Genomic DNA, 24081 nt, shown 5'->3' with positions numbered 1-24081 from the left:
CGGTCCCGCCGGGGGCCGGTCGCAGAAGCGCCCCGGGAGCCGGGGCCTCAGTCGTAGAAGCCGAGGCGCCGCAACTGCTTGGGGTCGCGCTGCCAGTCCTTGGCGACGCTGATCCGCAGGTCGAGATAGACCCTGGTGCCGAGCAGGGCCTCGATCTGCTTGCGGGCGCGGCTGCCGACGTCCTTCAGCCGCGTGCCCTTGTGGCCGATCACGATGGCCTTCTGCGAGGGGCGCTCGACGAACATGTGGGCGTAGATGTCCAGCAGATCGTCGCGGCCCTCACGGGGCATCATCTCGTCGACGACGACCGCGATCGAGTGCGGCAGCTCGTCGCGGACGCCCTCCAGGGCGGCCTCGCGGATCAGCTCGCCCACCAGGACCTGCTCGGGCTCGTCGGTGAGCTGCCCGCCCTCGTAGAGGGGCGGGCTCACCGGGAGCCGGGCGATCAGCTGGTCGGCCACCACGTCGAGCTGCTCCCCGGACTGCGCGGAGACCGGGACGATCTCCGCGAAGTCGGCGAGGGCGGAGACCGCGAGCAACTGCTCGGCGATCTGTTCGCGGCTGGCCAGGTCGCACTTGGTGACCACCGCGATCACCGGGGTCTTCTTGACCGCCGCGAGCTTCTCGGCGATGAACTTGTCACCCCTGCCGACGGGCTCGTTGGCGGGGACGCAGAAGCCGATCACGTCGACCTCGGTGAGCGTGGACAGCACCAGGCTGTCCAGCCGCTCGCCGAGCAGCGTGCGCGGACGGTGCAGGCCGGGCGTGTCCACGATGATGAGCTGGGCGTCCGGACGGTGCACGATGCCGCGGATGACCCGCCGGGTGGTCTGTGGCTTGGACGAGGTGATCGCCACCTTGGTGCCGACCAACGCGTTCATCAGCGTGGACTTGCCGACGTTGGGCCGGCCGACGAAGCAGGCGAAACCCGCGTGGAAATCAGCAGCTGAGGAACTCACGTCACCCATTGTCCCCGATGCGGGGATCAGCTCTGACGCAGAGTGCCGTCCGGGGCGGCCACGAGCAGGGTCGCCCCGCCCAGGTCGCGCACCGTCCGGGCGTCCGCCTCGCTCGGCCCGTCACCCGCCGTGACCAGCGCCGCCGCCTCCAGAGACCGGGCACCGCTGGACACCGCCATCGCCACCGCGACCTGCAGCGCCGACAACGTCAGCGAGGGCAGCGCCACGTTGGTCGAGGAGTAGGTCCTGCCGGTCTCGTCGCGTACGGCGGCGCCCTCGGCGGCGCCGTTGCGGGCGCGGGCCGAGCGGGCGAGCGTAATGATCTTCTTGTCCTCGGGGTCGAGGGTCGTCTCACTCACGGGACAAGGGTATTCAGCCCCTCCGCGCCTGCGCGCACCCGGTCGGGCGGCGAACCGGCGGCCCTTCCCGGCGCCGGCCGGTCACCCGGTCACCCGGTCGGCGAAGAACCGGGCGAGCCGCTCGGTGCGTCCGGCGTCGGCGTCGGCGACCGCGGCGTGCACCAGCGAGATCAGGGTCTGCCCGGAGCGGACGAAGACCACGTTCATCTCGTACGGGTATCCGTTCAGCCGTCCACGCAACCGCCGGGCCTCCGTGCCGTCCCCGATCTCCGCCAGGTCCAGGCCGGAGGCGGCGAGGGAGGTGTCCGCGCCCCTCTCCGGATCCGTCACGGCAGGGCAGCCCTCCAGCGCCTCGGCCAGGTCGTCGAAGCGGGCCTCGGCACCCTGTCCCGGGTAGGTCGTCAGGGAGACGCCGGCCAGCTCGCCCAGCCCGTCCCCGTGGTAGGTGGCACTCGCCCGCACGCTCCGCGCCCGCCGCTGGGAGGCTCCTCCCACCTCGTTCAGGACGCGCCGGCAGTCGCGGTCGGCCGGGCGGAACGGGGGCTTCCATCCGTCGCGCGGCCGGGCGGAGAACCCCTCCGGCAGCCCCGCCGTCTCCCGCAGCAGCCCGCTCAGCCGTTCCAGCTCCGTTCGGGCCTCCGCCTCCGCGTAGATCACCGCTCCCGAACCGCAGCCCGCCGAGGTTCCGCCCAGGACCGCGCAGGCGGCGGCCAGAATTGCAGCCCGAATCCCCCACGTCATGACTTCCCCCGAATGTCACGTGCGAGGTGATCCTCCCCGCCGATCCGCTTTCTTCCCCGTCGACAAAAGCGGCAATCATCGGAGAAAACGCCAAGGGCGTCCTCGCCCGCGTGACGCGGGCGAGGACGCCCTTGATCGGCCGGGGTACAGCCGGCTAGCTGGCCGTGCCCGCCCTTCCCCCGGGAGCCGTCCTTCGCGCCGCGAACCCCTCCCGGTGCTCGGACCGCTCCCCGGCCTCCGCGTGATCGGGTGCCGCGGGAAAAGAGTCGCGCGGAACGCTTGCAGACCGCTTGCGGGACGCTTGAGACCACCGGGTCACCGGGTGCGCCCGGAAGGTACGGGAGCCGGCCCCGCAGGGAAGCGCCGCGGAGGCGGGAAGCTCAGCTACGGTCGGCGGAGTCGGGAAGGGCCTCGTGATCGGACGCCCCGCCTCGCCGGACCAGGACCGTGCCGATCCGGTTGCGCCGCCCCTCGAGGCTCTCCGCCGTCAGGCTGAGCCCTTCCACCACCGCCTCGGAACCCGCGATCGGCACCCGGCCCAGCGCGTGCGCCAGCAGGCCGCCGACCGTCTCCACGTCGTCCACGTCCAGCTCCACGCCGAACATGTCCTCCAGGTCCCCCACGGGCAACCGGGCCGTCACCCGGACCGAGCCGTCCTCCAGTTGCTCCACCGGAGGCGTCTCCTGGTCGTACTCGTCGGTGATCTCACCGACGATCTCCTCCAGGACGTCCTCGATGGTGACCAGACCGGCCGTCCCGCCGTACTCGTCGATGACGATGGCCTGGTGGATCTGGCGGGCCTGCATCTCCCGCAGGAGCTGGTCGATCGGCTTGCTCTCCGGCACGTAGCTGGCCGGACGCATGATCGACTCGACCGGCTCGGCGCGGCCGTCGTCCCCGGCGTCCTGGACCCTGCGCACGACGTCCTTGAGGTAGGCGATGCCGATGACGTCGTCCTCGTTCTCGCCGACCACGGGAATGCGGGAGAAACCGCTGCGCAGCGCGAGCGAGAGGGCCTGGTTCAGCGTCTTGCCGCGCTCGATGAACACCATGTCGGTGCGGGGCACCATGACCTCTCGGACGATGGTGTCGCCGAGCTCGAAGACCGAGTGGATCATCTCCCGCTCGTCCGGCTCGATGACCCGGCGCTCCTCCGCCAGGTCGACCAGGTCGCGCAGCTCGGCCTCGGAGGTGAACGGCCCCTCCCTGAACCCCTTGCCGGGCGTCACCGCGTTGCCGAGCAGGATGAGGAGCTTGGGGAGCGGGCCGAAGATCCGCGTGAGGCCGTACACCAGGGGGGCGCTCGCGAGCGCGATCGGCTCGGCGTGCTGGCGGCCCAGGGTCCGGGGGGAGACTCCGACGATCACGTAGCTGATCACGACCATGACCGCCGCGGCGGCGGCGTAGGCCCAGCCCTGGTCGCCGAGCCAGTCGATGAAGAGGAGGGTGGCGATCACCGTGGCGACCAGCTCGCAGGTCAGCCGGAGCAGGAGCAACAGGTTGAGGTAGCGAGGCGGGTCCGCGACGATCGCCTGCAGGCGCTCGGCGCCCCGGCGCTCCTCACGGGCGAACTCCTCGGCCCGCACCCTGGAGATCCGGGTCAGCGCGGTCTCCGCGCTGGCGATCAGGCCGCCGACCACGACGAGGACGACGGCCGAGAACAACCAACCGCTGGCGAGGCTCACCGCTGGGGGCGCACCTCCCGCCACGCCTCGAGCAGCTCGCCCTGGAGCCCGAACATCTCCTTGTGCTCCTCGGGCTCGGCATGGTCGTAGCCGAGCAGGTGCAGGATGCCGTGCGTGCACAGCAGCTCCAGCTCCGCCTCGGTGCCGTGCCCGGCCTCGGCGCCCTGCTTGGCGGCGACCTGCGGGCAGAGCACCACGTCGCCGAGGAGCGCCGGATCTGCGGGGGCGTCGCCCTCCCTCCGCGCTCCGGCTCCGTGGCCGGGACGGAGCTCGTCCATCGGGAAGGCCAGCACGTCCGTGGGACCGGGCTCGCCCATCCACCGCTCGTGCAGCTCGGACATGGCCTCCTCGTCCACGACGAGGATCGACAGCTCGGCGAGCGGGTTGATGCCCATCCGCTCCAGGACGTGCCCGGCCAGCGAGACGAGGAGCCCCTCGTCGACCTCGACGCCGGACTCGTTGTTGACCTCGACGCTCATGTGATCTCCTCGCCCAGCGGCTCGGAGCCCGCATGAGCCCGCTCGCAGCGCCCGTCGGCTCGCACTCTTCGCTCTCTCACTTGTTCACGATCTTCCCCGGGGCCGCTTGACGGCACCCTTGATCGCCTGCGGCGTGCTCTGCCGCACGGTCTCGTCATAGCGCCCGTAGGCGTCCACGATGTCGCTCACCAGCTTGTGCCGCACCACGTCGGCACTGGTCAGCCTACTGAAGTGGATGTCCGGGATGCCGTCGAGGATGTCCTGGACGACCCGCAGGCCGCTCTGCACGCCGCCCGGCAGGTCGACCTGGGTGACGTCACCGGTCACGACGATCTTCGAATTGAAGCCCAGGCGGGTCAGGAACATCTTCATCTGCTCGGGCGAGGTGTTCTGCGCCTCGTCCAGGATGATGTAGGCGTCGTTGAGCGTACGGCCGCGCATGTAGGCCAGGGGGGCCACCTCGATCGTGCCCGCGGCCATCAGCCGGGGGATCGAGTCGGGGTCGATCATGTCGTGCAGCGCGTCGTAGAGCGGGCGCAGGTAGGGGTCGATCTTCTCGTAGAGCGTGCCGGGCAGGAAACCCAGCCGCTCGCCCGCCTCGACCGCCGGGCGGGTGAGGATGATCCGGTTGACCTTCTTCTCCTGCAGCGCCCGCACGGCCTTGGCCATCGCCAGGTAGGTCTTGCCGGTGCCCGCCGGGCCGATGCCGAAGACGATGGTGTGCTTGTCGATCGCGTCGACGTAGCGCTTCTGGTTCACGGTCTTCGGCCGGATGGTCCGGCCCCGCGAGGAGATGATGTCGAGGGAGAGCACCTCGGCCGGGCGGTCGGAGGTCATGCGCAGCATGGCGATGCTGCGCTCCACCGCGTCCGCCGTCAGCTCGGCGCCCCCCTGGACCAGCTCGGTCAGCTCCTCGAAGAGACGCACGACGATGCTGCTCTCCTCCGGGCTCCCGGTGATGGTGATCTCGTTGCCCCGGACGTGGATGTCGGCGCGGAAGGCGCCCTCGATGACCCGCAACAGCTCGTCACGTGAGCCCAGCAGGCTGACCATCGAGTGATCGTCCGGAATCACCACCTTCGCCTGGGTCCGGCTCGGGCCCTTGGACCGCGGCGGTGATGTTCTGCTGGAATCGTTTGGCTCGGACATGGGCGGGCCTCGCGGCCTGTTCGCCTCCAGACATCGACGACGGACTCGGGGAGTGTCCCGCAGGACGCCTCCCCGTCATCGTATCCGCGATCGAGGTGATCGCGCCTTCCCGTTTTTACCCGGGCGGCCAGGTCAGACCGCGTCCGCCCAGCACGTGGCCGTGCACGTGGAAGACGGTCTGGCCGGCCTGCGCCCCGGTGTTGAAGACCAGCCGGTAGCCGGATCCGGCGACGCCCTCCTGTTCGGCCACCGCGTGCGCGGCCTTGATCACGTCGTCGGCCAGACCGTGGTCGGCCGCGGCCAGCGCGGCCGCGTCCGGGTAGTGGTCCTTGGGGATGACCAGGACGTGGGTCGGCGCCTTGGGGTCGATGTCCCGGAAGGCCAGGGTGCGCTCGGTCTCGTGGACGATCTCCGCAGGGATCTCCTTCGCCACGATTTTGCAGAACAGGCAGTCGGCTTCGCTCACCATGGGAGCACCCTATCCCGGCGGGTGTTGCCGACCGGTGATGCCCGGCCGACCGCGAAGAGAGATCCACACGGATAGGGTGTGTGTGCGAAACTTGCGACGGCAGACAAGTGTGCGTCTGCTCAAAAGTCCGCATGGCGAGGACACGACTGGGTCATGCCCCCTAATGAACGGCAAGAGAGTAAACCCTCCGGCGAAGATGAGCGTCCTATTGATGTGACCACCGAGACCCTCGTGGCCGACAGGTCGCTCGGGGCGGTGCCCGTCGGGTGGGATGCCGACATGGCCGTTACCGCGCTCTACAGCGCGCACTACCGGTCTCTCGTGCGTCTCGCAGTGTTGCTCGTCCGCGATGTGGCAACCGCGGAGGAAGTCGTGCAGGATGCGTTCGTCGCCATTCACGGCGCCTGGCGCAGGCTGCGCGACACCGACAAGGCACTCGCCTACCTGCGCCAATCGGTCGTCAACAGATCTCGTTCGGTGCTCCGGCACCGAGCGGTCGTCGAGAAGTACGCCCCCAAGGGCCTGCCCGACGCGCCGAGCGCCGAGAACGGCGCGATCGGCGAGCTGGAGAGGTCCGCCGTCATCGAGGCGCTTCGCGGGCTTCCCGCACGACAGCGGGAGGCACTGGTCCTGCGCTACTACGGAGACCTGTCCGAAGCGCAGATCGCCGACGCGATGGGCATCAGCAAGGGCGCGGTCAAGAGTCACACGGCTCGCGGCATGGCCGCCCTACGAACCACACTGGAGCAACTGTCATGACCGACTCCCCCGACGAGTACGGCGAGCTGCTCCGCCGTGCCCTCAGCGCGGAGGCGGACTCGGTCGTTCCCTCCCCGGACGGACTGGAGATCATTCGCGCCCGCGTAGAACGGCGCGGGCTCCGCGGGCTGGTGTGGTGGCGCGCCGGAGCCTCCGTCGCGGGAGCGGTGCTGGTCGCCGGCGCCGTCGTCATGGCGGTCCCGGAGTTCCGCCAGCAGGTGCAGCAGATCACCCAGATCGGCGACGTCCAGTCGGCGCCGGCGACCCCGCCGGAGCTGTCGTCGACCTCCCGGCCGCAGCCGGACGACGGCGCCCGGGTCCCCCCCGTCGTCCCCGCGTCCAGCGCGCCGCCCCTGCCCGTCACCACACCGGCCAGGACACCGGCGAACCGCCCGACCCCACGGCCGACCCCCACCCCGACCCCCACCCCGACGCCCACGCCCTGTCCGACGACCGCCGAGCCTCTGGTGGCCGAGCCGGAGGAGCCGCGTGCGGAGTGCGAGGAAACCAGGACGCCGACCCCGACGCCCTCGGAGTCCAGCACGTCCCCGGACGCCCCCTGCCAGGCCGAGGAGTGCCCTCCCTCGGACGAGCCGGAGCCGCCGATGCCGTCGGAGATCACCCCGGTGCCCCCGGGCGGCTGAGGGGGACGGACCGCGCCGAGGTCACCAGCGCCCGGTACGGGCCTGGAGCACCGCCGCCGCGGCGACCCCCGCCGTCGAGGTGCGCAGGACCGTCGGCCCGAGCAGCGCGGGTACGGCCTTCGCCTCCCTGAAGGCGGCGAGCTCCTCTTCGGCGATCCCGCCCTCGGGGCCGACCACCACAACGATGTCCCCGTCGTCCGGCGGTTCCAGCCGGGAGAGCGGTGCGGCGGCCTCCTCGTGCAGCACGATCCCCAGTGCGGCGGCCGACAGCAGCGCGGCCACCTCCGCGGTGGCGGAGAGCCCGGTCACCTCGGGCAGGTGGAAGCGGCGTGCCTGCTTGCCCGCCTCCCGCGCCGTGGACCTCCACCGGGCCAGTGCCTTGGCGGCCCGCTCGCCCTTCCACTGGGTGACGCACCGGGCCGCGGCCCATGGCACGATGACGTCGACCCCGGCCTCGGTCATCATCTCCACCGCCAGCTCGCCCCGGTCGCCCTTGGGCAGCCCCTGCACCACGACCAGCCGCGGCCGGGGCGCGGGAACCTCGCGGCGGCGCACCACCTCGATCTCGAGGGAGTCCTTGCCCGCCGCCAGCACCACGCACTCGGCCACGGCGCCCGCCCCGTCGGTCAGGTCGAGCCGCTCCCCCGCCCGCAGCCGCCGTACGGCCGCCGCGTGCCGCCCCTCGGGGCCGCCGAGGACGAAGCGCGCCCGCCCCAGGTCGGCCGGGTCGGCCAGGAAGACGGGGACCGTCATCGGCCGTTGAACGCGTCCCTCAGGCGCGAGAAGAAGCCCTGCTGACCGGGGGCGAACTTGCCCGGCGGGCGCTCCTCGCCGCGGAGCCTGGCCAGCTCGCGCAGCAGCTCCTCCTGGACCGGGTCCAGTCGCATCGGCGTCTCCACGTTGATGTGGATGAGCAGGTCGCCGCGGCCGGTCTCGTTGAGGCGCTGCACGCCCCTGCCGTACAGCGGGATGGTCTGCCCGGACTGGGAGCCCGGCCGGACGTCGATCTCCTCGGCGCCGTCGAGCGTCTCCACGGTCAGGATGGTGCCGAGCGCGGCGGCGGTCATCGGGATCTGCACCGTGCAGTGCAGGTCGTCGCCGCGGCGCTCGAAGATCTCGTGCGGGCGCTCGACGATCTCCAGGAAGAGGTCTCCGGGCGGGCCTCCGCCGGGACCGATCTCGCCCTCGCCGGCGAGCTGGATGTGGGTGCCGTCCTCCACGCCCGCCGGGATGCGGACCTTGATGGTGCGCCGGGTGCGGACGCGGCCGTCGCCGGAGCACTCCTGGCAGGGATGGCGGATGATCGAGCCGAACCCGCCGCACTGGGGGCAGGGGCGGGAGGTCATGACCTGGCCCAGGAAGGAGCGGGTGACCTGGGAGACCTCCCCGCGCCCATGGCACATGTCGCAGGTGTCGGGGTGGGTGCCGGCGGCGGCTCCGGATCCCGAGCAGACGTCGCAGAGCACCGCGGTGTCCACGACCAGCTCGCGGGTGGTGCCGAAGGCCGACTCGCGCAGGTCCAGCTCGACCCGGATGGTGGCGTTGCGGCCCCGGCGCGCCCGGGAGCGGGGGCCGCGCCCGCCGCCGCCCGCCGCCGCGCCGAAGAAGGCGTCCATGATGTCGCTGAACGGGAAGCCGGCGCCGAAGCCCCCGGCGCCCGCGCCGCCGCCCGAGAACGGGTCGGCGCCCATGTCGTACATCTGCCGCTTGCCGGCGTCGGAGAGGACCTCGTAGGCCTGGGTGATCTCCTTGAAACGCTCCTGCGTCTCAGGATCGGGGTTCACATCGGGGTGCAGCTCCCGGGCCAGGCGGCGGTAGGCCTTCTTGATCTCTTCCGCGCTGGCGTCACGACGCACCCCGAGGGTGCCGTAGTAATCACTCTTAGCCACTTAGTCGACCTCTTAGGATGCAGCCAGGATCTGGCTGACGTAGCGTGCCACCGCGCGCACGGCGCCCATCGTGACCGGGTAGTCCATTCGTGTCGGCCCCAGCACACCGAGCCGGGCCAGTTGTTTGTCCCCCGAACCGTATCCGGCGGCCACGATCGATGTGCCACGCAGTCCGGTATAGGGGTTCTCCGAGCCGATCCGCACGGTCAGCGCGGACAGGTCGGAGGTCTCACCGAGCAGGCGCATGAGCACGACCTGCTCCTCCAGGGCCTCCAGCACGTCGCGCAGCCCGACGGTGAAGTCGGCTCCGGCGAGGTTGGCGGCCCCGGAGATGACGATCTTCTCATCCTGCCGCTCCACCAGGGACTCCAGCAGAACCGACAGGATCGTGGCCGCCAGCGGCCGGTCCTCCGCCGGAAGCCGCTCGGGCAGGTCGGCGACCTTGTCCGGGACGCTCGTGAGGCCGCAGCCGTCCAGGCAGGCGTTGAGCATGGCGCGCAGGTGGGCGACCCGGGCCTCGTCCACCGCGTCGGGCAGCTCGACCACGCGCTGCTCGACCCGGCCGGTGTTGGTGATCAGCACGAACATCAGCCGGCGCTCGTTCAGCGGGACCAGCTCGACGTGCCGGACCGTGGAGCTGGTCAGCGTGGGGTACTGCACGACGGCGACCTGCCGGGTGAGCTGCGCCAGCAGCCGCACCGTGCGCGTCACGACGTCGTCGATGTCCACCGCGCCGGCCAGGAAGGACTCGATGGCCCTGCGCTCCGCGCCCGACAGCGGCTTGACCTGTGAGAGGCGGTCGACGAACAGCCGGTAACCCTTGTCGGTGGGCACCCGGCCCGCGCTGGTGTGGGGCTGGGCGATGTAGCCCTGCTCCTCCAGAACCGCCATGTCGTTACGGATCGTCGCCGGTGAGACGCCCAGGTTGTGCCGCTCGACGAGCGCCTTGGAGCCCACCGGCTCGTTGGTGGAGACGTAGTCCTCGACGATGGCACGGAGCACCGCGAGCTTACGGTCGTCGACCAACGTGCTCACCTCCCTGCCAGCACCTGCGCGCTCGAACGGAAAACGCCAGGTCTGGCACTCTGTGTTCCCGAGTGCCAAGTGTACGGCTCCCGCCCGGAGGGTGCGATAACACGGCCCGGACGAGGATCCAAGCAGGCGTTAAGTCAACTGCTATCAGTAAACAAGCGACAGGCTGCAGACTTGCCACATGTCCCACAATTTCGGAACCCCTCCGGGTAACACCGGCCCCGGTGTGCCCGGCTACGGCGCCCCCCAGAACCAGCCCTACGGCGGCCACCAGCCGTACGGCCAGCAGCCGTACGGCGGTCAGCAGCCGTACGGCCAGCAGTACGGCCAGCAGCCCGCCGCCCCCTCCTACGACTACACCCCTCCCGGTTACGGCGCCCCCCAGGGCCCGTCGCCGAAGGTGCGGCCGGGCATCGGCTGGATCGTCGGCGCCTGGCTGGTCGCGGTGCTCGCCGTGGTCGTCGGCGTCGGCGGCTCCGTCGGGGGCCTCTTCGGGGCGATCACCGACGCGGCCCCGGCGGCCTCGCACGCCCCCGGCGAGTCCATGACGGTGCGGTTCGACCCGGCGGACGAGGCGAACAAGCCCGCCGTCTACGTCTCCGCGGTCGCGGGGACCAAGTTCGAGTGCGGCTTCCCCGAGGGTTCCCCCGTGGGCCGGCTGGAGCGGCCGAACGCGCAGATCACCGTCGCCGGCGCGGACGGGGTCACCTGGGAGCTGGCCCTGCGGTTCGGCGCCGCGCAGGCCGGAGAGTACAAGGTCGTCTGCACCGTCGACGGCGGGGGCGACGCCCGCTTCGGCGTGGGCAAGGAGCTGAGCGCCGGGGCGGTGGCGGGCAGCGTCGTGCTGCTGGTCGTGGTGCCGCTCGTCGGCTTCCTCCTGGCCGTCGTCGTCACGATCGTCGTGCTGGTCAAGCGGAGCCGCGCCCGCAAGCGCCTCGCCGCCGCGGCCGGCGGCGCGTGGGGCGCACCCTACGGCGGATGATCACCCTGTTTGCTACCGTCCCCTCTGTGATCTCCGGCGAGAGAGGGCAGGGTCGGTGATGTACGAGCGTGACGTGCTGGCCGGGAACTGGCGCAGACCCCTCAAGGGGAAGATCCCCCAGGTTCCCGCCGAGCTCGATCTGGTCGTGGAGGACGCCGGGGGCGGCTTCTGCGGCGCGGTGGTCGCCTGCGACAAGGAGGCCGTCACGCTGGAGGACCGTTTCGGGCGGCGCCGGGTGTTCCCGCTGGATCCCGCCGCGTTCCTCCTGGAAGGCGAGGTGGTGACGCTGGTACGGCCGGCGCCCCGGGGACCGGGGACCCCCGGGCGCAGCGCCTCGGGCTCCGTCGCGGTGCAGGGGTTGCGGGCCCGGGTCGCCAGGGAGAGCCGGATCTACGTCGAGGGCGTGCACGACGCCGCCCTCGTGGAGAAGATCTGGGGGCACGACCTGCGGGTCGAGGGCGTGGTCGTGGAGTATCTCGAAGGCGTCGACCGGCTGCCCGAGATCGTGTCGGAGTTCGCACCCGGCCCGGGCCGCCGGCTGGGGGTGCTCGTCGACCACCTGGTCGGCGGGTCCAAGGAGAGCCGGATCGCCGCGCGGGTCTCGTCCCCGCACGTGCTGGTCGTCGGCCATCCGTTCGTGGACGTCTGGCAGGCGGTCAAGCCGTCGGTGCTCGGGATTCCCGCCTGGCCGTCCGTCCCGCGCGGCCTGCCGTGGAAGGAAGGGGTCATCGCGGCCCTGGGCTGGACGCTGGAGCCCTCCGACGCCTGGCGCCGCATCCTCGGATCGGTGAGGACATATGCTGACTTGGAACCTGAGCTGCTCGGACCGGTCGAGGAACTGATCGACTTCGTGACGGCTCCCGGCGAGCCGCCGGATGAGGAGAGCGCATGAGCGAGAACCCCCACGGAACCTGGCGCGAGCCCCGTGACGACGACCGGACGAGGTCCGGCGACCACCCCGGTCACGCCGGACCCGGGTACGGCGGCCCCCAGCCCGGCCAGGGGTACACGCAGCCCGGTCAGGCCTATCCGCCGCCCGCCCCGCCGTACGGCACGGGTGGTTACGGCGGTCACCAGGACGGCCCGCCCGTCCCCTACTACCAGGGCGGCCACCCGCCGGCCGGCGGATACGGCTATGGTTCCGGCCCCTACGGGTCATACGATCCGTACGGCCCGCCCGGCCCCTACGGGTCGTATGATCCGTACGGCCCGCCCGGCCCCTACGGGTCGTACGGCCCGCCCGCCCCGCGCCCCGGCAGCGACGACACGACCATGGCCATGGTCGCCCACCTGCTGGGACTGCTGACCGGCTTCGTCGGCCCTCTGGTGGTGTACCTGGTGAAGAAGGACGAGTCCCCCTTCGCCCGGGAGCAGGCGGCCGAAGCGCTCAACTTCCAGCTCACCCTGATGATCGCCTACTTCGTCTCGCTTCTGCTGGCGTTCGCCCTGATCGGCTTCCTGCTGATGCCCGTGATCTGGATCGGATCGATCATCTTCATGGTCGTCGCCGCCGTCGCGGCCAACCGGGGAGAGCGCTACCGCTATCCGCTGAACATCCGCTTCGTCAGCTGACGAGGTCGCGCACCAGGGCGTCGGCCAGCAGGCGGCCGCGGAGTGTGAGCGCCGCGCGGCCGCGCTTGAACGCCTCCGTCTCCAGCAGGCCGTCGGCCAGCGCTCTGGCGACCACCACCGGCCGGGCGAGCTCGGCCAGCGGGAACCCGTCCGACAGCCGGAGTTCCAGCATGATCCGCTCCACCGCGCGGTCCTCCGGCGTCAGCACCTCGCGCGCGTGCGCGGGCGAGGCCCCCGAGGCCAGGCGCTGGGCGTAGGCCGCCGGGTGTTTGACGTTCCACCACCGGGTGCCGCCGACGTGGCTGTGCGCGCCGGGGCCGACGCCCCACCAGTCGCCGCCGGTCCAGTAGAGCAGGTTGTGCCGGCAGCGGCCCGCCTCCGAGGTCGCCCAGTTGGACACCTCGTACCAGCCGAAGCCCGCCGCGGTGAGCATCTCCTCGGCGATGAGGTAGCGGTCGGCGGCCACGTCGTCGTCGGGCATCGGCAGTTCCCCACGCCGGATCCGGGCGGCGAGCCGGGTGCCGTCCTCCACGATCAGCGAGTACGCCGAGACGTGGTCGGGCCCGGCCTCGACCGCCGCCGCCAGCGAGGCCCGCCAGTCGTCGTCGCTCTCCCCCGGCGTGCTGTAGATCAGGTCCAGGTTGACGTGCTCGAACCCTTCCTGCCTGGCCTCCCGTACGGCCTGCGCCGCGCGGCCCGGCGTGTGGTGGCGGTCCAGCACCTTCAGCACGTGCTCGCGGGCGCTCTGCATGCCGAAGCTCATCCGGGTGAAGCCGCCGCTCCGCAGCTCGGCCAGGTAGGCCGGATCCACGGACTCGGGGTTGGCCTCGGTGGTGACCTCCGCGCCGGGGGCGAGGCCGAACTCCTTGTCGATCACGCGCAGGATCCGCACCAGGTCGCGGGCGGGCAGCAGCGTGGGGGTGCCGCCGCCGAAGAACACCGTCTCGACCGGCAGCTCGGCCGTGCCGAGGACGGCGCGCGCACGCCGTACCTCCTCCGCGGCGGTGGCGGTGTAGTCCGCGTGCGAGGCACCGGGACCGAGCTCGGACGCCGTGTAGGTGTTGAAGTCGCAGTAACCGCAGCGGGTCACACAGAAGGGCACGTGGACGTAGAGGCCGAAGGGCCGCCCGCCGAGGCCGTCGAGCGCGCTCGCCGGGAGCTCGCCCGAGGCCGGTACGGGGTCGCCGTCGGGAAGTGTGGATGGCACCCCTCAAGTCTGCCGTTTCCGCCGCGATGCCCGGGACGGCCGGGGCCCGCCGCGCCTTCCCGCGAAGCGGTGCGCATCATGCAGCACATCGCACGAGGGGCGTTGACGGCCAGATGCCCCCGATCTACGATCCGGAAAAACTTAAAGGAAAGTTTCCTATAAGTTCTCCTCCCCCCGAACAGTGGAGAATCCGTGAAGAGACTTCTCCGGCCGATGCTCGCGGCGACGCTCGCCGCCGGCCTCGCCGCCGCAGCCGCCCCGGCCACCGCCCACGCCGAGGCCCAGACCGGCCAGGGCGACCGCTTCAAGCGGGTCGGCTACTTCATCCAGTGGGGCGTGTACGGCCGCCAGTTCTTCGTCAAGGACGTCGACACCAGCGGCGCCGCCGCCAAGCTGACCCACCTCAACTACGCCTTCGGCAACGTCAGCGCCGACGGCACCTGCGTGTCCGCCGACAGCTGGGCCGACTGGGGCATGCCGCTGGACGCCGGCAAGAGCGTCGACGGCGTCGGCGACACCGACGACCAGGTGCTCAGGGGCAACCTGAACCAGATCAAGGAGCTCAAGGCCAAGCACCCCGGTCTCAAGGCGCTGATCTCGCTCGGCGGGTGGAGCGGCTCGAAGTACTTCTCCGACGCCGTCCTCACCCCCGAGAGCCGCAGCAAGCTGGCGGCCTCCTGCATCGACCTCTGGCTCAAGGGCAACCTGACCGGCATGCCGGCGGGCAGCGGCGCCGGCGTCTTCGACGGCATCGACCTCGACTGGGAGTGGCCCGGCTCCGAGGGCAACGAGGGCAACGTGATCCGGCCGGAGGACAAGCAGAACTTCACGCTGTTCGTCGCCGAGCTCCGCCGCCAGATGAACGAGTACGACCCCAAGAGCGAGATCACCGCCTACCTCCCCGCCTCCGCGGCGAAGATCGACGCGGGCTTCGACGTCCGCGAGGTCTTCAAGAACCTCACCTTCGGCAACCTGCAGGGCTACGACCTGCAGGGCCCGTGGGAGAAGGTCACCGGCCACAACGGCAACCTGTTCACCGACAAGCGCGACCCGCACCAGTTCGTGTACAGCGTCGACCAGACCGTCCGCGACTACCTGTCGCTCGGCGCCCCCGCCAGGAAGATCGTGGTCGGCGTGCCCGCCTACGGGCAGGGCTGGACGGGCGTCAAGGGCGGCAGGAACGGCCTGTACGGCACCAGCACCGGCCCCGCCCAGGGCAAGTGGGCGGCCGGCAGCGAGGACTACAAGGACCTGGTCGGCAAGCCCGGCAAGCGCTACCGCGACCTGCGCACGGGCGCCATGTGGCTCTACGACGGCAACGAGTTCTGGTCCTACGACGACCCGGCGACGGTGACCCAGAAGGCGCTCTACATCCGCCTGAAGGGCCTCGGCGGCTCCATGATGTGGTCCCTCGACCAGGACGACGCCAAGGGCTCGCTCACCACGGCGCTCCACCGCGTCCTGCGCTAGCCGCCCCCACCGGCGGGGCCGGAGCCCGGCCCCGCCCGAACCCCGTACGACGCCCGGCCCGGTCCAGCGCACCACGCTGGACCGGGCCGGGCGTCGTCGCGGACCCCGCGGGGCGGGGCCGGCGGCTACTTCTTGCTCTTGTCCGTGGAGGACTCGGTGGACAGCGCGGCGACGAAGGCCTCCTGGGGGACCTCCACGCGGCCGACCATCTTCATCCGCTTCTTGCCCTCCTTCTGCTTCTCCAGCAGCTTGCGCTTGCGGGAGATGTCACCGCCGTAGCACTTGGCGAGGACGTCCTTGCGGATGGCGCGGATGTTCTCGCGGGCGATGACCCGGGCGCCGATGGCGGCCTGGATCGGCACCTCGAACTGCTGCCGGGGGATCAGCTCGCGGAGCTTCTTGGCCATCTCGACGCCGTAGCCGTACGCCTTGTCCTTGTGCACGATGGCGCTGAATGCGTCGACCGCCTCGCCCTGGAGCAGGATGTCGACCTTGACCAGCTCGGCCTCCTGCTCACCGGAGGGCTCGTAGTCGAGCGAGGCGTATCCGCGCGTGCGGGACTTGAGCTGGTCGAAGAAGTCGAAGATGATCTCGCCCAGCGGCATGGTGTAGCGGATCTCGACGCGGTCCTCGGACAGGTAGTCCATGCCCTGCAGGTTGCCGCGCCGGTTCTGGCAGAGCTCCATGATGGCGCCGATGAACTCCGACGGGACCAGCACGGTCGACTTCACCATCGGCTCGAAGACCTTGTCCACCTTGCCGGTGGGGAACTCCGACGGGTTGGTGACCGTGACCTCCTTGCCGTCCTCCATGATCACTCGGTAGACCACGTTGGGCGCGGTGGAGATCAGTGAGAGGTTGAACTCCCGCTCCAGGCGCTCGCGGACGATCTCCATGTGGAGCAGGCCGAGGAAGCCGCAGCGGAAGCCGAAGCCGAGGGCCGCGGAGGTCTCCGGCTCGTAGACCAGGGCGGCGTCGTTGAGCTGGAGCTTGTCCAGGGCCTCGCGGAGCTCGGGGTAGTCGTCGCCGTCGATGGGGTACAGGCCCGAGAAGACCATCGGCTTGGGGTGCTCGTAGCCGCCGAGCGCCTCGACGGCGGGGCGCGCGACGGAGGTCACGGTGTCGCCGACCCGCGACTGGCGGACGTCCTTCACGCCGGTGATCAGGTAGCCCACCTCGCCGACGCCGAGCCCCTTGTCGGCGATCTTCGGCTCCGGCGAGATGACGCCGATCTCCAGCGTCTCGTGGGCGGCGGTGGTGGACATCATCAGGATGCGCTCGCGCTTGCCCAGGTGGCCGTCCATGACCCGGACGTAGGTGATCACACCGCGGTAGGTGTCGTAGACCGAGTCGAAGATCAGCGCGCGGGCCGGGGCCCCGGCGTCGCCGACCGGGGCCGGCACGCTCCGGACCACGTGGTCCAGCAGCTCGCGGACGCCGACGCCGGTCTTGCCGGAGACCTTCAGCACGTCCTCCGGCTCGCAGCCGATGAGATGGGCGATCTCCGCGGCGTACTTCTCCGGCTGGGCGGCGGGCAGGTCGATCTTGTTGAGCACCGGGATGATCGTCATGTCGGCGTTCATGGCCAGGTAGAGGTTGGCCAGGGTCTGCGCCTCGATGCCCTGCGCCGCGTCGACCAGCAGGATCGCGCCCTCGCACGCCTGGAGCGACCGGGAGACCTCGTAGGTGAAGTCGACGTGCCCGGGAGTGTCGATCATGTTGAGGACGTAGTCGGTCTCGCCGACCTGCCACGGCAGCCGGACCGCCTGCGACTTGATGGTGATGCCGCGCTCGCGCTCGATGTCCATCCGGTCGAGGTACTGGGCGCGCATGGAACGGTCGTCGACCACGCCGGTGATCTGCAGCATGCGGTCGGCAAGCGTCGACTTGCCGTGGTCGATGTGCGCGATGATGCAGAAGTTGCGGATCACCGCGGGATCGGTCTGGCCAGGCTGAATGCGCACCGGTGTCCGTTTCGACGGGATTGATGTGATCAGGAGCTGGTAAGTCCAGCCATCTTCCTTGCAAGTTTAGCGAGAGGGCCGATGGCTTCATCCCGCAGGGGAAACCGCCCTCCCCGCCACCCTCGCAGCCGCCCCTCCCCCTCGGCCCTCCCCTTCCGGACGGCCCGCCCCGCATTGACCCGGACGGGCGGAGCGCGGTGACATGTCCGGATGACAAAAAGGACGACGGTACGGCGAGTCCTGCGCCTGCTCGCGGCTGCGGTGGCCGCGCTCCTCGCGCTTCCCGCGATGACCGCCGCCTTCTTCTGGCTGGAGTTCGCCGGGACGCCCGAGCCCCGGGCCAGGAGCACCGGCCACGACGCCCTCTGGCTGGGCCACGCCTGGGTGGACGGGCGCAGATCCGAGGCCGACGTGAAGACGATGGCCGTACGGCTGCGCGAGACCGGGATCAAGGACGTCTACGTCCACGCCGGCCCCTTCGAGTTCAGCGGGGAGCTCCCGGCCTCGAAATACCCGAATGCCGGAAATTTCCTGAAATGGTGGAAGGCCGAGCTACCGCAGGTCCGGGTCTCCGCCTGGCTCGGGCAGAAGGTCGACTACGGCCTCGACCTCGGCGACCCGGCCGCCAGGCAGCGCGTGCTCGACGGCGTGCGCGCCATCATGGCCGCCGGGTTCGACGGCGTGCACTACAACTTCGAACCGATCACCAGCGGCGACGCGGGCTTCCTCGACCTGCTGGACCGGACCCGTCCGCTCGTCGGCGACGGCGTGCTGTCCACCTCGACCCCGCAGATCGAGCCGCTGCCCCTCATGCGCCCGGCCGCCCGTGCCGTCATCGACCACGACAAGTACTGGCTGCGCGACTACTTCCGCGAGGTCGTGAACCGCGTCGACCAGGTCGCGGTCATGACCTACGACTCGTTCCTCCCGCTCGGGTCGCTCTACGGCGGCCACGTCGCACGGCAGGGCACGCTCGCCCTCGGCCTCGTGCCCGAGGACAAGACCCTGCTGCTGGGCGCCCCCGCCTACCACGACCACGGCGTCCCGTGGCTCGACGCCGCCGAGAGCGTCGCCACCTCCGCCGAAGGCGCCAGACTCGCCCTTACCGGGCACGGGACGCCCCGCGAGCGGTTCGGGCTGGCGCTGTATGTGGACTTCGCCGCCACGGAGGAGGACTGGGCGGAATACGGCCGCTTCTGGTACCGGCCGTGAGCAGAGGGCGGTAAGATTGCAAGGCATCCTTCTGCCCAGGCCGTCGATTTGAGCGACCACCTGGGCAGTTGGTAGCCTGTTCAACTGCGTGTGGCGCGCCCTCTCTGCCCGCGCGCCCCATCCGACGACATCACCGAGGCTTCTTCGTGGCGAACATCAAGTCCCAGATCAAGCGCAACCGGCAGAACGAGAAGGCCCGGCTGCGCAACAAGGCTGTCAAGTCGTCCCTGAAGACGGCGATCCGCAAGTTCCGCGAGGCCGCCGAGCAGGGCAACGTTGACGAGGCCGTCGCGCTCCAGCGCGTCGCCGCCCGCCAGCTGGACAAGGCTGCCAGCAAGGGCGTCATCCACAAGAACCAGGCCGCCAACCGCAAGTCGGCGATCGCCCAGCGCACCGCCGCGCTGACGGCCGCCAAGTAACCCAGGTTCTTCACCGACGCCGCATCCCCGTGACGGGGGTGCGGCGCTTCGGCGTTCACGGCCTCGGCACACCCCCGGCTCGGGGTCCGTCGCCCCGCGTCCCGGACCTCCACGGCACCTTCACGATGACCTCCACGCGACCTCCACGCGACCTCCACGACGGAGTCCCGCATCCGGCCGCCCCCGTCTGACGGCGGGAACGCGGGCGAGCACCTCCCCGGTGGGCTCCGGCCCGCCGCCCGGCCGGTCGCGATGTCACCGACCGGGCCCGCCTCCGGCGGACGGCCGTCTCCCCGCCGTACGGCGAACGGCTATTCCAGGGCGCCGAGCAAGGTCCTGAGCAGGTCCGCCAGACGCTCGCGGTCCTTTTCCGGCAGCGCCGCCAGCGCCTCGTGCTGCGGTTGCAGCCCGGCGACGACGGCCTCGTCGATGAGCCGGAGCCCGGCCTCCGTGAGACTGACGCGCAGCCCCCGGCGATCGCCCGGGTCGGGGGTGCGGGCGACGAGGCCCGCGCGCTCCAGTCGGTCCAGCCGTCCGGTCATGCCCCCGGAGGTCAGCATGAGAGTGGCCGTCATCGCCTTGGGCGAGAGCGTGTAGGGCTCCCCGGCACGGCGGAGGGTGGCGAGCACGTCGAACTCACCCCGGCTGATGCCGTACTCCTGGTAGACCTCCTCGACGCGATCCGCCATCAGACGGGCGATCCGATAGATCCGCCCGAAGACCGCCATCGGCGACGCGTCCAGGTCGAGCCGCTCCCTGCGCCACTGCGCGACGATCCGGTCGACCGGGTCCGCCCTCGATTGCTCTGCCATGCCCTCTGCCGTGTCCTCCGCCATGGCGCCATTCTAGCTTGACGCTAAATAACTTAGTGCTAAGTTACTTGCATACAAGATTTGATGAAGGAGTCTTCATGCCTTCTCCGTGCGCGTCTCCGGCCTCCGCCGCCCTCCCTTCCACCTCCGAAGCGCCGCCCTCCACCACCCGGCACGCCTCCCCTCCGGCTCCGCCCGGCCGCAACAGCCCTCCTCCGGCTCGCGCGGGTACGGACGGCCGCACTCCCCCGGCCTCCCGCGCGGCTCGCAGCGGCATCCTCCTCGTCCTCGCCACCGCCCTCGCTCCCACGGTCTGGGGCAGCACCTACCTGGTGACCACCGAGTTCCTCCCGCCGGACCGGCCGCTGCTCACCGCCCTGCTCCGCGCGCTCCCCGCGGGCCTGCTCCTGGTCGCCGTGACCCGCGCCCTCCCCCGGAACGACTGGTGGTGGCGGGCGGCGGTCCTGGGAGGACTGAACATCGGCATGTTCTTCCCGCTGCTGTTCCTGTCCGCCTACCGGCTGCCGGGCGGCGTCGCCGCGGTGCTCGGGGCCGTCCAGCCGCTCATCGTCGCCGGACTCACCCGTGCCGCGCTCCGGGAGGGCGTCCCGGTCCACCGCCTGCTCACCGGAGTCGCCGCCGCGGCCGGCGTCTCCCTCGTCGTGCTGCGCGCCGAGGCCGCCCTCGACCTCCTGGGTGTCGCCGCCGGGCTCGTCGCCGCGTCGGGGATGGCGGCGGGGATCGTCCTCACCCGCGCCTGGGGCAGGCCCGAGGGCGTCGGCGACCTGGCGCTCACCGGCTGGCAGCTCACCGCGGGCGGCCTGATGATCGCGCCGGTCGCCTTCACACTGGAGGGCCCGCCCCCGTCCATGGACGCCGCGGCCGCCGGAGGCTACCTCTGGCTGGGGCTCGTCGGCACGGCCACCGCCTACACGCTATGGTTCCGCGGCATCGCACGGCTGCCCGCGCTGCAGGTCTCCCTCCTCGGCGCCCTGAGCCCGCTCACCGCCGCCCTGCTCGGCTGGGCCGTCCTCGGCCAGTCCCTCACCCCGCTCCAGCTCGGCGGCTTCACCCTGGCCCTGGCCGCCACCACCCTCGGCCAGCTCCCGCCGCCCCGGACCGCACGCGCCGGCCGCACCTCCCGGACCGCAACCTCCAAAGCCTCCGGCCCCACCGCCGCCGCACCGGGGCCCTCGCACCGGGGGCGTCGCGGGGACGGACAGATTCCGACATGAAAATTTCACAATCCGTTGACAGAGGGAAAACGCTTTCCTACGGTGTCCATTGTCCGCAGTCGCGGATGCCACCCACGGATGCGACGCATGCGTGGACGGCGAGTACTCGCTGGGGGGAATCCGAAGCGCAGGCCTGCCGCCTGCCGGACCAGCAAGGAGCTCAACTGTGATACGCGCAGTCAGCACGAAGACAGTCGCCGCGGCCCTCACGACCGTGGCCGTCGTCTCCGCCACGGCAGTCGGCATGTCGGCCGCCTCCGCCTCCGCGGCCCCCGCACCCGGGGCCTACACCCTCCTCAACGCCGCCAGCAACCTGTGCCTGGCCGTTCCCGGCGCCTCCACCTCGGACGGCGTGCAACTGACCCAGAACGGCTGCGGCGGAGCCGGGCAGACCTGGAACCTCACGGCGGCCGGTACGGGATTCCGGATCAGCGCCGCACACAGCGACAAGTGCGCCGGGATCATCGGCGACAGCACATCGGCCGGCAAGGCGGCCGTTCAGCAGGCCTGTCGGGAAAGCGCTTTCCACACCTGGCGGCTGGAGCTCGTCAGCGGCTCGACCTATCGGGTCGTCAACACCGGCAGCGACAAGTGCCTCAACGTCAAGGACAGTTCGACCGCCGCCGGCGCACTGGTGCAGCAGAACTCCTGCGACTCGGTGACCAGCAAGCGCTGGACGCTGAAGGCCGCCGGGTCCGGCCCCTCGCCCACCCCCACCGCGACGCCCACGGTCACTCCCACCACGACGCCTCCTCCCGGGAACGCCAACGGCCTCGTCGGCTGGGCCACCCAGGGCGGCGGCACCACCGGCGGCGGCAACGCGGCACCGGTCACGGTCACCAGCGCCTCAGCCCTCACCAGCGCGCTCTCCGCGAGCGGCGCGTCGGTCATCCGGGTGTCCGGCACCATCTCCTGCTCCGGGATGCTCAAGGTGACCTCGAACAAGACCGTCATCGGCAACCCCGGCGCCACCATCTCCGGCTGCGGACTCAACATCACCCAGGCGTCCAACGTCATCGTCCGCAACCTCACCTTCCGCGGCTGGAACGACGACGGCATCCAGGTCCAGTACTCCACCCGGGTGTGGCTCGACCACAACTCCTTCAGCAACGGCTACGACGGCGCTCTGGACGTCAAGCGCGCCAGCGACTACGTCACCGTCTCCTGGAACCGGTTCTCCGACCACGACAAGACGATGCTGCTCGGCCACAGCGACGACAACGGCGGCGAGGACCGCGGCAAGCTGCGCGTGACCTACCATCACAACTGGTTCGACGGCACCAACCAGCGCCACCCGCGCGTGCGGTTCGGCAACCCGGTGCACGTCTACAACAACTACTACGCCAACGTCGGCAGCGGAGGCGGGTACGGCGTGGCCTCCACCGAGGAGGCCGGCGTCCTGGTCGAGGGCAACTACTTCGAGAACACCCTCGACCCCTTCCACCGCGGTGAGGGCTCCTCGGCCCCGGGCAGCCTGGTCGCCCGCAACAACCACTTCGTGAACTCCGGGGCGGGGGACGCCGGAGGCAGCGTGGCCTCCATCCCCTACTCCTACACCCTCGACTCCGCCTCCAGCGTCAAGTCGATCGTGAGCGCCGGGGCAGGCGCCGGCCGGATCTCGCTGTGACCCCGTGAACCGCTGAACCCGAACGTGGCCGGGCTTGCCGAAGGCCCGGCCACGCCGTTCACGAGGCTCCCCTAACGGCCGGTACGGCTCGCGACGATGGTCTGGAGCGTACGCTCCAGCGCGTAGGCCGGGTCCGCGCCACCGCCCTTGACCTGCTCGTCAGCGGCGGCGACCGCCTGGAGCGCGCGGGCGAGGCCGTCGGGGCCCCAGCCGTTCAGCTGGCTCTGGACCCGGGTGACCTGCCAGGGCGGCATGCCGAGATGACTGGCGAGCTGCCCGCCCCGCAGGTTGCGCGGGGCCCCTCCCACCTTCGCCAGCGAGCGCAGGCTCCTGGCGAGCGCGCTCACCAGCAGGACGGGGGCCGTCCCGGTCGCCAGCGCCCAGCGGAGCTGCTCCAGCGCCTCGCCCAGCCGGCCCTCGACGGCCGAGTCCGCCACGGTGAACCCGCTGACCTCGGCCCGGCCCCGGTGGTAGCGGGCGACCGCCGCCTCGTCGATGGTCTTGCCCGGGGTGTCGAAGGCGAGCTGGCTGCAGGCGGCGGCCAGCTCCCTGAGATCGCTGCCGACGGCGTCGAGCAGGGCGGCGGCCGCGTCACCGCTGACGGTCCGCCCGGCCCGTTTCAGCTCGGCCTTGACGAAGGCCAGCCGCTCGGCGGGTTTGGTCAGTTTGGCGACGGTGACCAGCCGCGCCCCGGCCTTCTTCACCCCGTCGATCAGCGCCTTGCCTTTCACCCCTCCGGGGTGGACGAGGACCAGCGTGGTCTCCTCGGCCGGACGCGCCGCGTAGGAGACGAACTCGGCGATGACCTCCTTGGCGAGGTCGTGGGCCGAGCGGACGACCACCACCGACCGGTCGCCGAACAGCGACGGGGAGGCCAGCCGGGTCAGCTCACCCGGCTCGACCTTCCCCCCGATCAGGTCGTGCGTCTCCGCCGTGGGATCCGCCGCCCGCACCGCCGCGACCACCTCACCCACCGCGCGGTCGGCCAGCAACTCCTCGTCGCCGACTATCAGGGTCACGGGTGCCGGATCGCTTGCCGCCATGCCGAGCAGCATGCCACGTCCCGGCCGCCGACCCCAATCGTCAAGCCGTTCGCAATCGGGATGCAGGCGGCGCGGGGCAGTCTTGGGAGTGAGCAAGGAGGTGAACCCATGAAGTCAGCCACTTACCGCCACGCCTGCCCGCGCTGCGGCACGACCCTGGACGAGGGCCCCATCATGTATCGCTGCGCGCGCTGCAGCCGTTCGGTCTACGCCGCCGACGTGGACACCGAGTTCCGCCGCCCCGCCGCGGCCTCCGCCTGATCCGCCGGCCGGAGCACGACGACAGCCCACGGGGATGCCCGCCACCCGGCGGAGGACGGGAGGGCCCGCTCCGGCGCGGCGCCCGGAACGGACCGGTGACATGAGGCCCGCC

The 24081-nt window shown here is 71.2% G+C and carries 25 protein-coding genes; 11 read left to right on the top strand and 14 right to left on the bottom strand.

The window, feature by feature from the left end; translation table 11 throughout:
* Positions 1 to 47 precede the first annotated feature (47 nt).
* The 7 genes from era to HS041_RS14270 form a co-directional block, all read right to left on the bottom strand.
* Positions 48 to 968, bottom strand: coding sequence for a GTPase Era (gene era / locus HS041_RS14300; RefSeq protein WP_196441171.1), 921 nt, complete (start codon positions 966 to 968; stop codon positions 48 to 50).
* Between the two features lie 17 nt (positions 969 to 985).
* Entirely contained in the window at positions 986 to 1318 is a 333-nt protein-coding gene (locus HS041_RS14295) for a cytidine deaminase (protein WP_196441170.1), read from the bottom strand.
* 81 nt (positions 1319 to 1399) lie between these two features.
* Complete coding sequence (locus HS041_RS14290; RefSeq protein WP_196441169.1) at positions 1400 to 2059, bottom strand: hypothetical protein; 660 nt, start codon at positions 2057 to 2059, stop codon at positions 1400 to 1402.
* Positions 2060 to 2439: 380 nt separating this feature from the next.
* Positions 2440 to 3744 (bottom strand): hemolysin family protein, encoded by a 1305-nt coding sequence (locus HS041_RS14285; RefSeq protein ID WP_196441168.1) that lies wholly within the window; start codon positions 3742 to 3744, stop codon positions 2440 to 2442.
* Positions 3741 to 4223: an rRNA maturation RNase YbeY gene (gene ybeY / locus HS041_RS14280; RefSeq protein WP_196441167.1), complete on the bottom strand. Its 483-nt coding sequence runs from the start codon at positions 4221 to 4223 to the stop codon at positions 3741 to 3743. The genes HS041_RS14285 and ybeY overlap by 4 nt, the downstream gene beginning before the upstream one ends.
* An 84-nt stretch (positions 4224 to 4307) precedes the next feature.
* Positions 4308 to 5372 (bottom strand): PhoH family protein, encoded by a 1065-nt coding sequence (locus tag HS041_RS14275; RefSeq protein WP_196441166.1) that lies wholly within the window; start codon positions 5370 to 5372, stop codon positions 4308 to 4310.
* Between the two features lie 115 nt (positions 5373 to 5487).
* Complete coding sequence (locus HS041_RS14270; RefSeq protein WP_196442491.1) at positions 5488 to 5838, bottom strand: histidine triad nucleotide-binding protein; 351 nt, start codon at positions 5836 to 5838, stop codon at positions 5488 to 5490.
* Between the two features lie 282 nt (positions 5839 to 6120).
* Here HS041_RS14270 and HS041_RS14265 point away from each other — a divergent pair, with 282 nt between their 5' ends.
* Entirely contained in the window at positions 6121 to 6600 is a 480-nt protein-coding gene (locus tag HS041_RS14265; RefSeq protein WP_184943596.1) for a SigE family RNA polymerase sigma factor, read from the top strand.
* Entirely contained in the window at positions 6597 to 7244 is a 648-nt protein-coding gene (locus tag HS041_RS14260; RefSeq protein WP_196441165.1) for a hypothetical protein, read from the top strand. Before HS041_RS14265 ends, HS041_RS14260 begins: the two co-directional genes overlap by 4 nt.
* Positions 7245 to 7265: 21 nt before the next feature.
* On the opposite strand, the gene HS041_RS14255 is transcribed toward HS041_RS14260, so the two are convergent.
* Genes HS041_RS14255 through hrcA form a run of 3 tightly spaced genes read right to left on the bottom strand, consistent with a single transcriptional unit; the run spans position 7266 to position 10159 of the window.
* Positions 7266 to 7997 (bottom strand): 16S rRNA (uracil(1498)-N(3))-methyltransferase, encoded by a 732-nt coding sequence (locus HS041_RS14255; RefSeq protein WP_196441164.1) that lies wholly within the window; start codon positions 7995 to 7997, stop codon positions 7266 to 7268.
* Positions 7994 to 9133: a molecular chaperone DnaJ gene (dnaJ, locus tag HS041_RS14250; RefSeq protein WP_196441163.1), complete on the bottom strand. Its 1140-nt coding sequence runs from the start codon at positions 9131 to 9133 to the stop codon at positions 7994 to 7996. Before dnaJ ends, HS041_RS14255 begins: the two co-directional genes overlap by 4 nt.
* A gap of 12 nt (positions 9134 to 9145) precedes the next feature.
* Positions 9146 to 10159, bottom strand: coding sequence for a heat-inducible transcriptional repressor HrcA (gene hrcA / locus HS041_RS14245; RefSeq protein WP_196441162.1), 1014 nt, complete (start codon positions 10157 to 10159; stop codon positions 9146 to 9148).
* A gap of 187 nt (positions 10160 to 10346) precedes the next feature.
* On the opposite strand from hrcA, the gene HS041_RS14240 reads away from it, so the two are divergent.
* Genes HS041_RS14240 through HS041_RS39745 form a run of 3 tightly spaced genes read left to right on the top strand, consistent with a single transcriptional unit; the run spans position 10347 to position 12719 of the window.
* On the top strand, positions 10347 to 11147 hold the full coding sequence (locus HS041_RS14240) for a hypothetical protein (protein ID WP_196441161.1): 801 nt from the start codon (positions 10347 to 10349) through the stop codon (positions 11145 to 11147).
* A 58-nt stretch (positions 11148 to 11205) separates the two neighbouring features.
* Entirely contained in the window at positions 11206 to 12039 is an 834-nt protein-coding gene (locus HS041_RS14235) for a DUF3097 domain-containing protein (protein ID WP_196441160.1), read from the top strand.
* Positions 12036 to 12719 (top strand): DUF4870 domain-containing protein, encoded by a 684-nt coding sequence (locus HS041_RS39745; protein ID WP_196441159.1) that lies wholly within the window; start codon positions 12036 to 12038, stop codon positions 12717 to 12719. The genes HS041_RS14235 and HS041_RS39745 overlap by 4 nt, the downstream gene beginning before the upstream one ends.
* Here the strand turns inward: HS041_RS39745 and hemW are convergent.
* On the bottom strand, positions 12712 to 13926 hold the full coding sequence (hemW, locus tag HS041_RS14225; RefSeq protein WP_196441158.1) for a radical SAM family heme chaperone HemW: 1215 nt from the start codon (positions 13924 to 13926) through the stop codon (positions 12712 to 12714). The genes HS041_RS39745 and hemW overlap by 8 nt on opposite strands.
* Before the next feature lie 192 nt (positions 13927 to 14118).
* Here hemW and HS041_RS14220 point away from each other — a divergent pair, with 192 nt between their 5' ends.
* The gene (locus HS041_RS14220) at positions 14119 to 15396 is read left to right on the top strand and encodes a glycoside hydrolase family 18 protein (protein ID WP_196441157.1); all 1278 of its coding nucleotides are present in this window, start codon (positions 14119 to 14121) and stop codon (positions 15394 to 15396) included.
* A gap of 125 nt (positions 15397 to 15521) precedes the next feature.
* Here HS041_RS14220 and lepA read toward each other — a convergent pair whose 3' ends face one another.
* On the bottom strand, positions 15522 to 17360 hold the full coding sequence (gene lepA / locus HS041_RS14215) for a translation elongation factor 4 (RefSeq protein WP_196441156.1): 1839 nt from the start codon (positions 17358 to 17360) through the stop codon (positions 15522 to 15524).
* A gap of 210 nt (positions 17361 to 17570) precedes the next feature.
* Between lepA and HS041_RS14210 the strand changes: the two genes are divergently transcribed.
* Both HS041_RS14210 and rpsT read left to right on the top strand, forming a co-directional pair.
* Complete coding sequence (locus HS041_RS14210; protein ID WP_196441155.1) at positions 17571 to 18572, top strand: glycoside hydrolase family 18 protein; 1002 nt, start codon at positions 17571 to 17573, stop codon at positions 18570 to 18572.
* 146 nt (positions 18573 to 18718) lie between these two features.
* Positions 18719 to 18991 (top strand): 30S ribosomal protein S20, encoded by a 273-nt coding sequence (gene rpsT / locus HS041_RS14205; protein WP_196441154.1) that lies wholly within the window; start codon positions 18719 to 18721, stop codon positions 18989 to 18991.
* 311 nt (positions 18992 to 19302) lie between these two features.
* Here rpsT and HS041_RS14200 read toward each other — a convergent pair whose 3' ends face one another.
* Positions 19303 to 19827 (bottom strand): MarR family winged helix-turn-helix transcriptional regulator, encoded by a 525-nt coding sequence (locus tag HS041_RS14200; RefSeq protein WP_230879064.1) that lies wholly within the window; start codon positions 19825 to 19827, stop codon positions 19303 to 19305.
* A 74-nt stretch (positions 19828 to 19901) separates the two neighbouring features.
* Here HS041_RS14200 and HS041_RS14195 point away from each other — a divergent pair, with 74 nt between their 5' ends.
* Together HS041_RS14195 and HS041_RS14190 are read left to right on the top strand one after the other, a co-directional pair.
* Entirely contained in the window at positions 19902 to 21038 is a 1137-nt protein-coding gene (locus HS041_RS14195) for an EamA family transporter (RefSeq protein WP_230879063.1), read from the top strand.
* Positions 21039 to 21204: 166 nt separating this feature from the next.
* On the top strand, positions 21205 to 22665 hold the full coding sequence (locus HS041_RS14190) for a pectate lyase family protein (protein WP_307845293.1): 1461 nt from the start codon (positions 21205 to 21207) through the stop codon (positions 22663 to 22665).
* A 71-nt stretch (positions 22666 to 22736) separates the two neighbouring features.
* Here HS041_RS14190 and holA read toward each other — a convergent pair whose 3' ends face one another.
* Positions 22737 to 23720: a DNA polymerase III subunit delta gene (holA, locus tag HS041_RS14185; RefSeq protein WP_230879062.1), complete on the bottom strand. Its 984-nt coding sequence runs from the start codon at positions 23718 to 23720 to the stop codon at positions 22737 to 22739.
* 96 nt (positions 23721 to 23816) lie between these two features.
* Here holA and HS041_RS14180 point away from each other — a divergent pair, with 96 nt between their 5' ends.
* Positions 23817 to 23969, top strand: a complete 153-nt coding sequence (locus HS041_RS14180) for a hypothetical protein (protein WP_196441152.1) — start codon at positions 23817 to 23819, stop codon at positions 23967 to 23969.
* Positions 23970 to 24081 lie beyond the last annotated feature (112 nt).

It is taken from the genome of Planomonospora sp. ID67723 (genome assembly GCF_015711605.1).
Classification (GTDB): Bacteria; Actinomycetota; Actinomycetes; order Streptosporangiales; family Streptosporangiaceae; genus Planomonospora_A.
Note: the sequence above shows the minus strand (reverse complement) of the source record. Positions and strands in the feature narration are given on the sequence as shown.

Bases quoted from the DNA above. Each gene is read 5' to 3' on its own strand.
- era (WP_196441171.1), bottom strand. From the start codon at position 968: ATGGGTGACGTGAGTTCCTCAGCTGCTGATTTCCACGCGGGTTTCGCC.
- HS041_RS14290 (WP_196441169.1), bottom strand. From the start codon at position 2,059: ATGACGTGGGGGATTCGGGCTGCAATTCTGGCCGCCGCCTGCGCGGTC.
- ybeY (WP_196441167.1), bottom strand. From the start codon at position 4,223: ATGAGCGTCGAGGTCAACAACGAGTCCGGCGTCGAGGTCGACGAGGGG.
- HS041_RS14275 (WP_196441166.1), bottom strand. From the start codon at position 5,372: ATGTCCGAGCCAAACGATTCCAGCAGAACATCACCGCCGCGGTCCAAG.
- HS041_RS14265 (WP_184943596.1), top strand. From the start codon at position 6,121: ATGGCCGTTACCGCGCTCTACAGCGCGCACTACCGGTCTCTCGTGCGT.
- HS041_RS14260 (WP_196441165.1), top strand. From the start codon at position 6,597: ATGACCGACTCCCCCGACGAGTACGGCGAGCTGCTCCGCCGTGCCCTC.
- HS041_RS14255 (WP_196441164.1), bottom strand. From the start codon at position 7,997: ATGACGGTCCCCGTCTTCCTGGCCGACCCGGCCGACCTGGGGCGGGCG.
- HS041_RS14240 (WP_196441161.1), top strand. From the start codon at position 10,347: ATGTCCCACAATTTCGGAACCCCTCCGGGTAACACCGGCCCCGGTGTG.
- HS041_RS14235 (WP_196441160.1), top strand. From the start codon at position 11,206: ATGTACGAGCGTGACGTGCTGGCCGGGAACTGGCGCAGACCCCTCAAG.
- HS041_RS39745 (WP_196441159.1), top strand. From the start codon at position 12,036: ATGAGCGAGAACCCCCACGGAACCTGGCGCGAGCCCCGTGACGACGAC.
- HS041_RS14210 (WP_196441155.1), top strand. From the start codon at position 17,571: ATGACAAAAAGGACGACGGTACGGCGAGTCCTGCGCCTGCTCGCGGCT.
- HS041_RS14200 (WP_230879064.1), bottom strand. From the start codon at position 19,827: ATGGCGGAGGACACGGCAGAGGGCATGGCAGAGCAATCGAGGGCGGAC.
- HS041_RS14195 (WP_230879063.1), top strand. From the start codon at position 19,902: ATGCCTTCTCCGTGCGCGTCTCCGGCCTCCGCCGCCCTCCCTTCCACC.
- holA (WP_230879062.1), bottom strand. From the start codon at position 23,720: ATGCTGCTCGGCATGGCGGCAAGCGATCCGGCACCCGTGACCCTGATA.
- HS041_RS14180 (WP_196441152.1), top strand. From the start codon at position 23,817: ATGAAGTCAGCCACTTACCGCCACGCCTGCCCGCGCTGCGGCACGACC.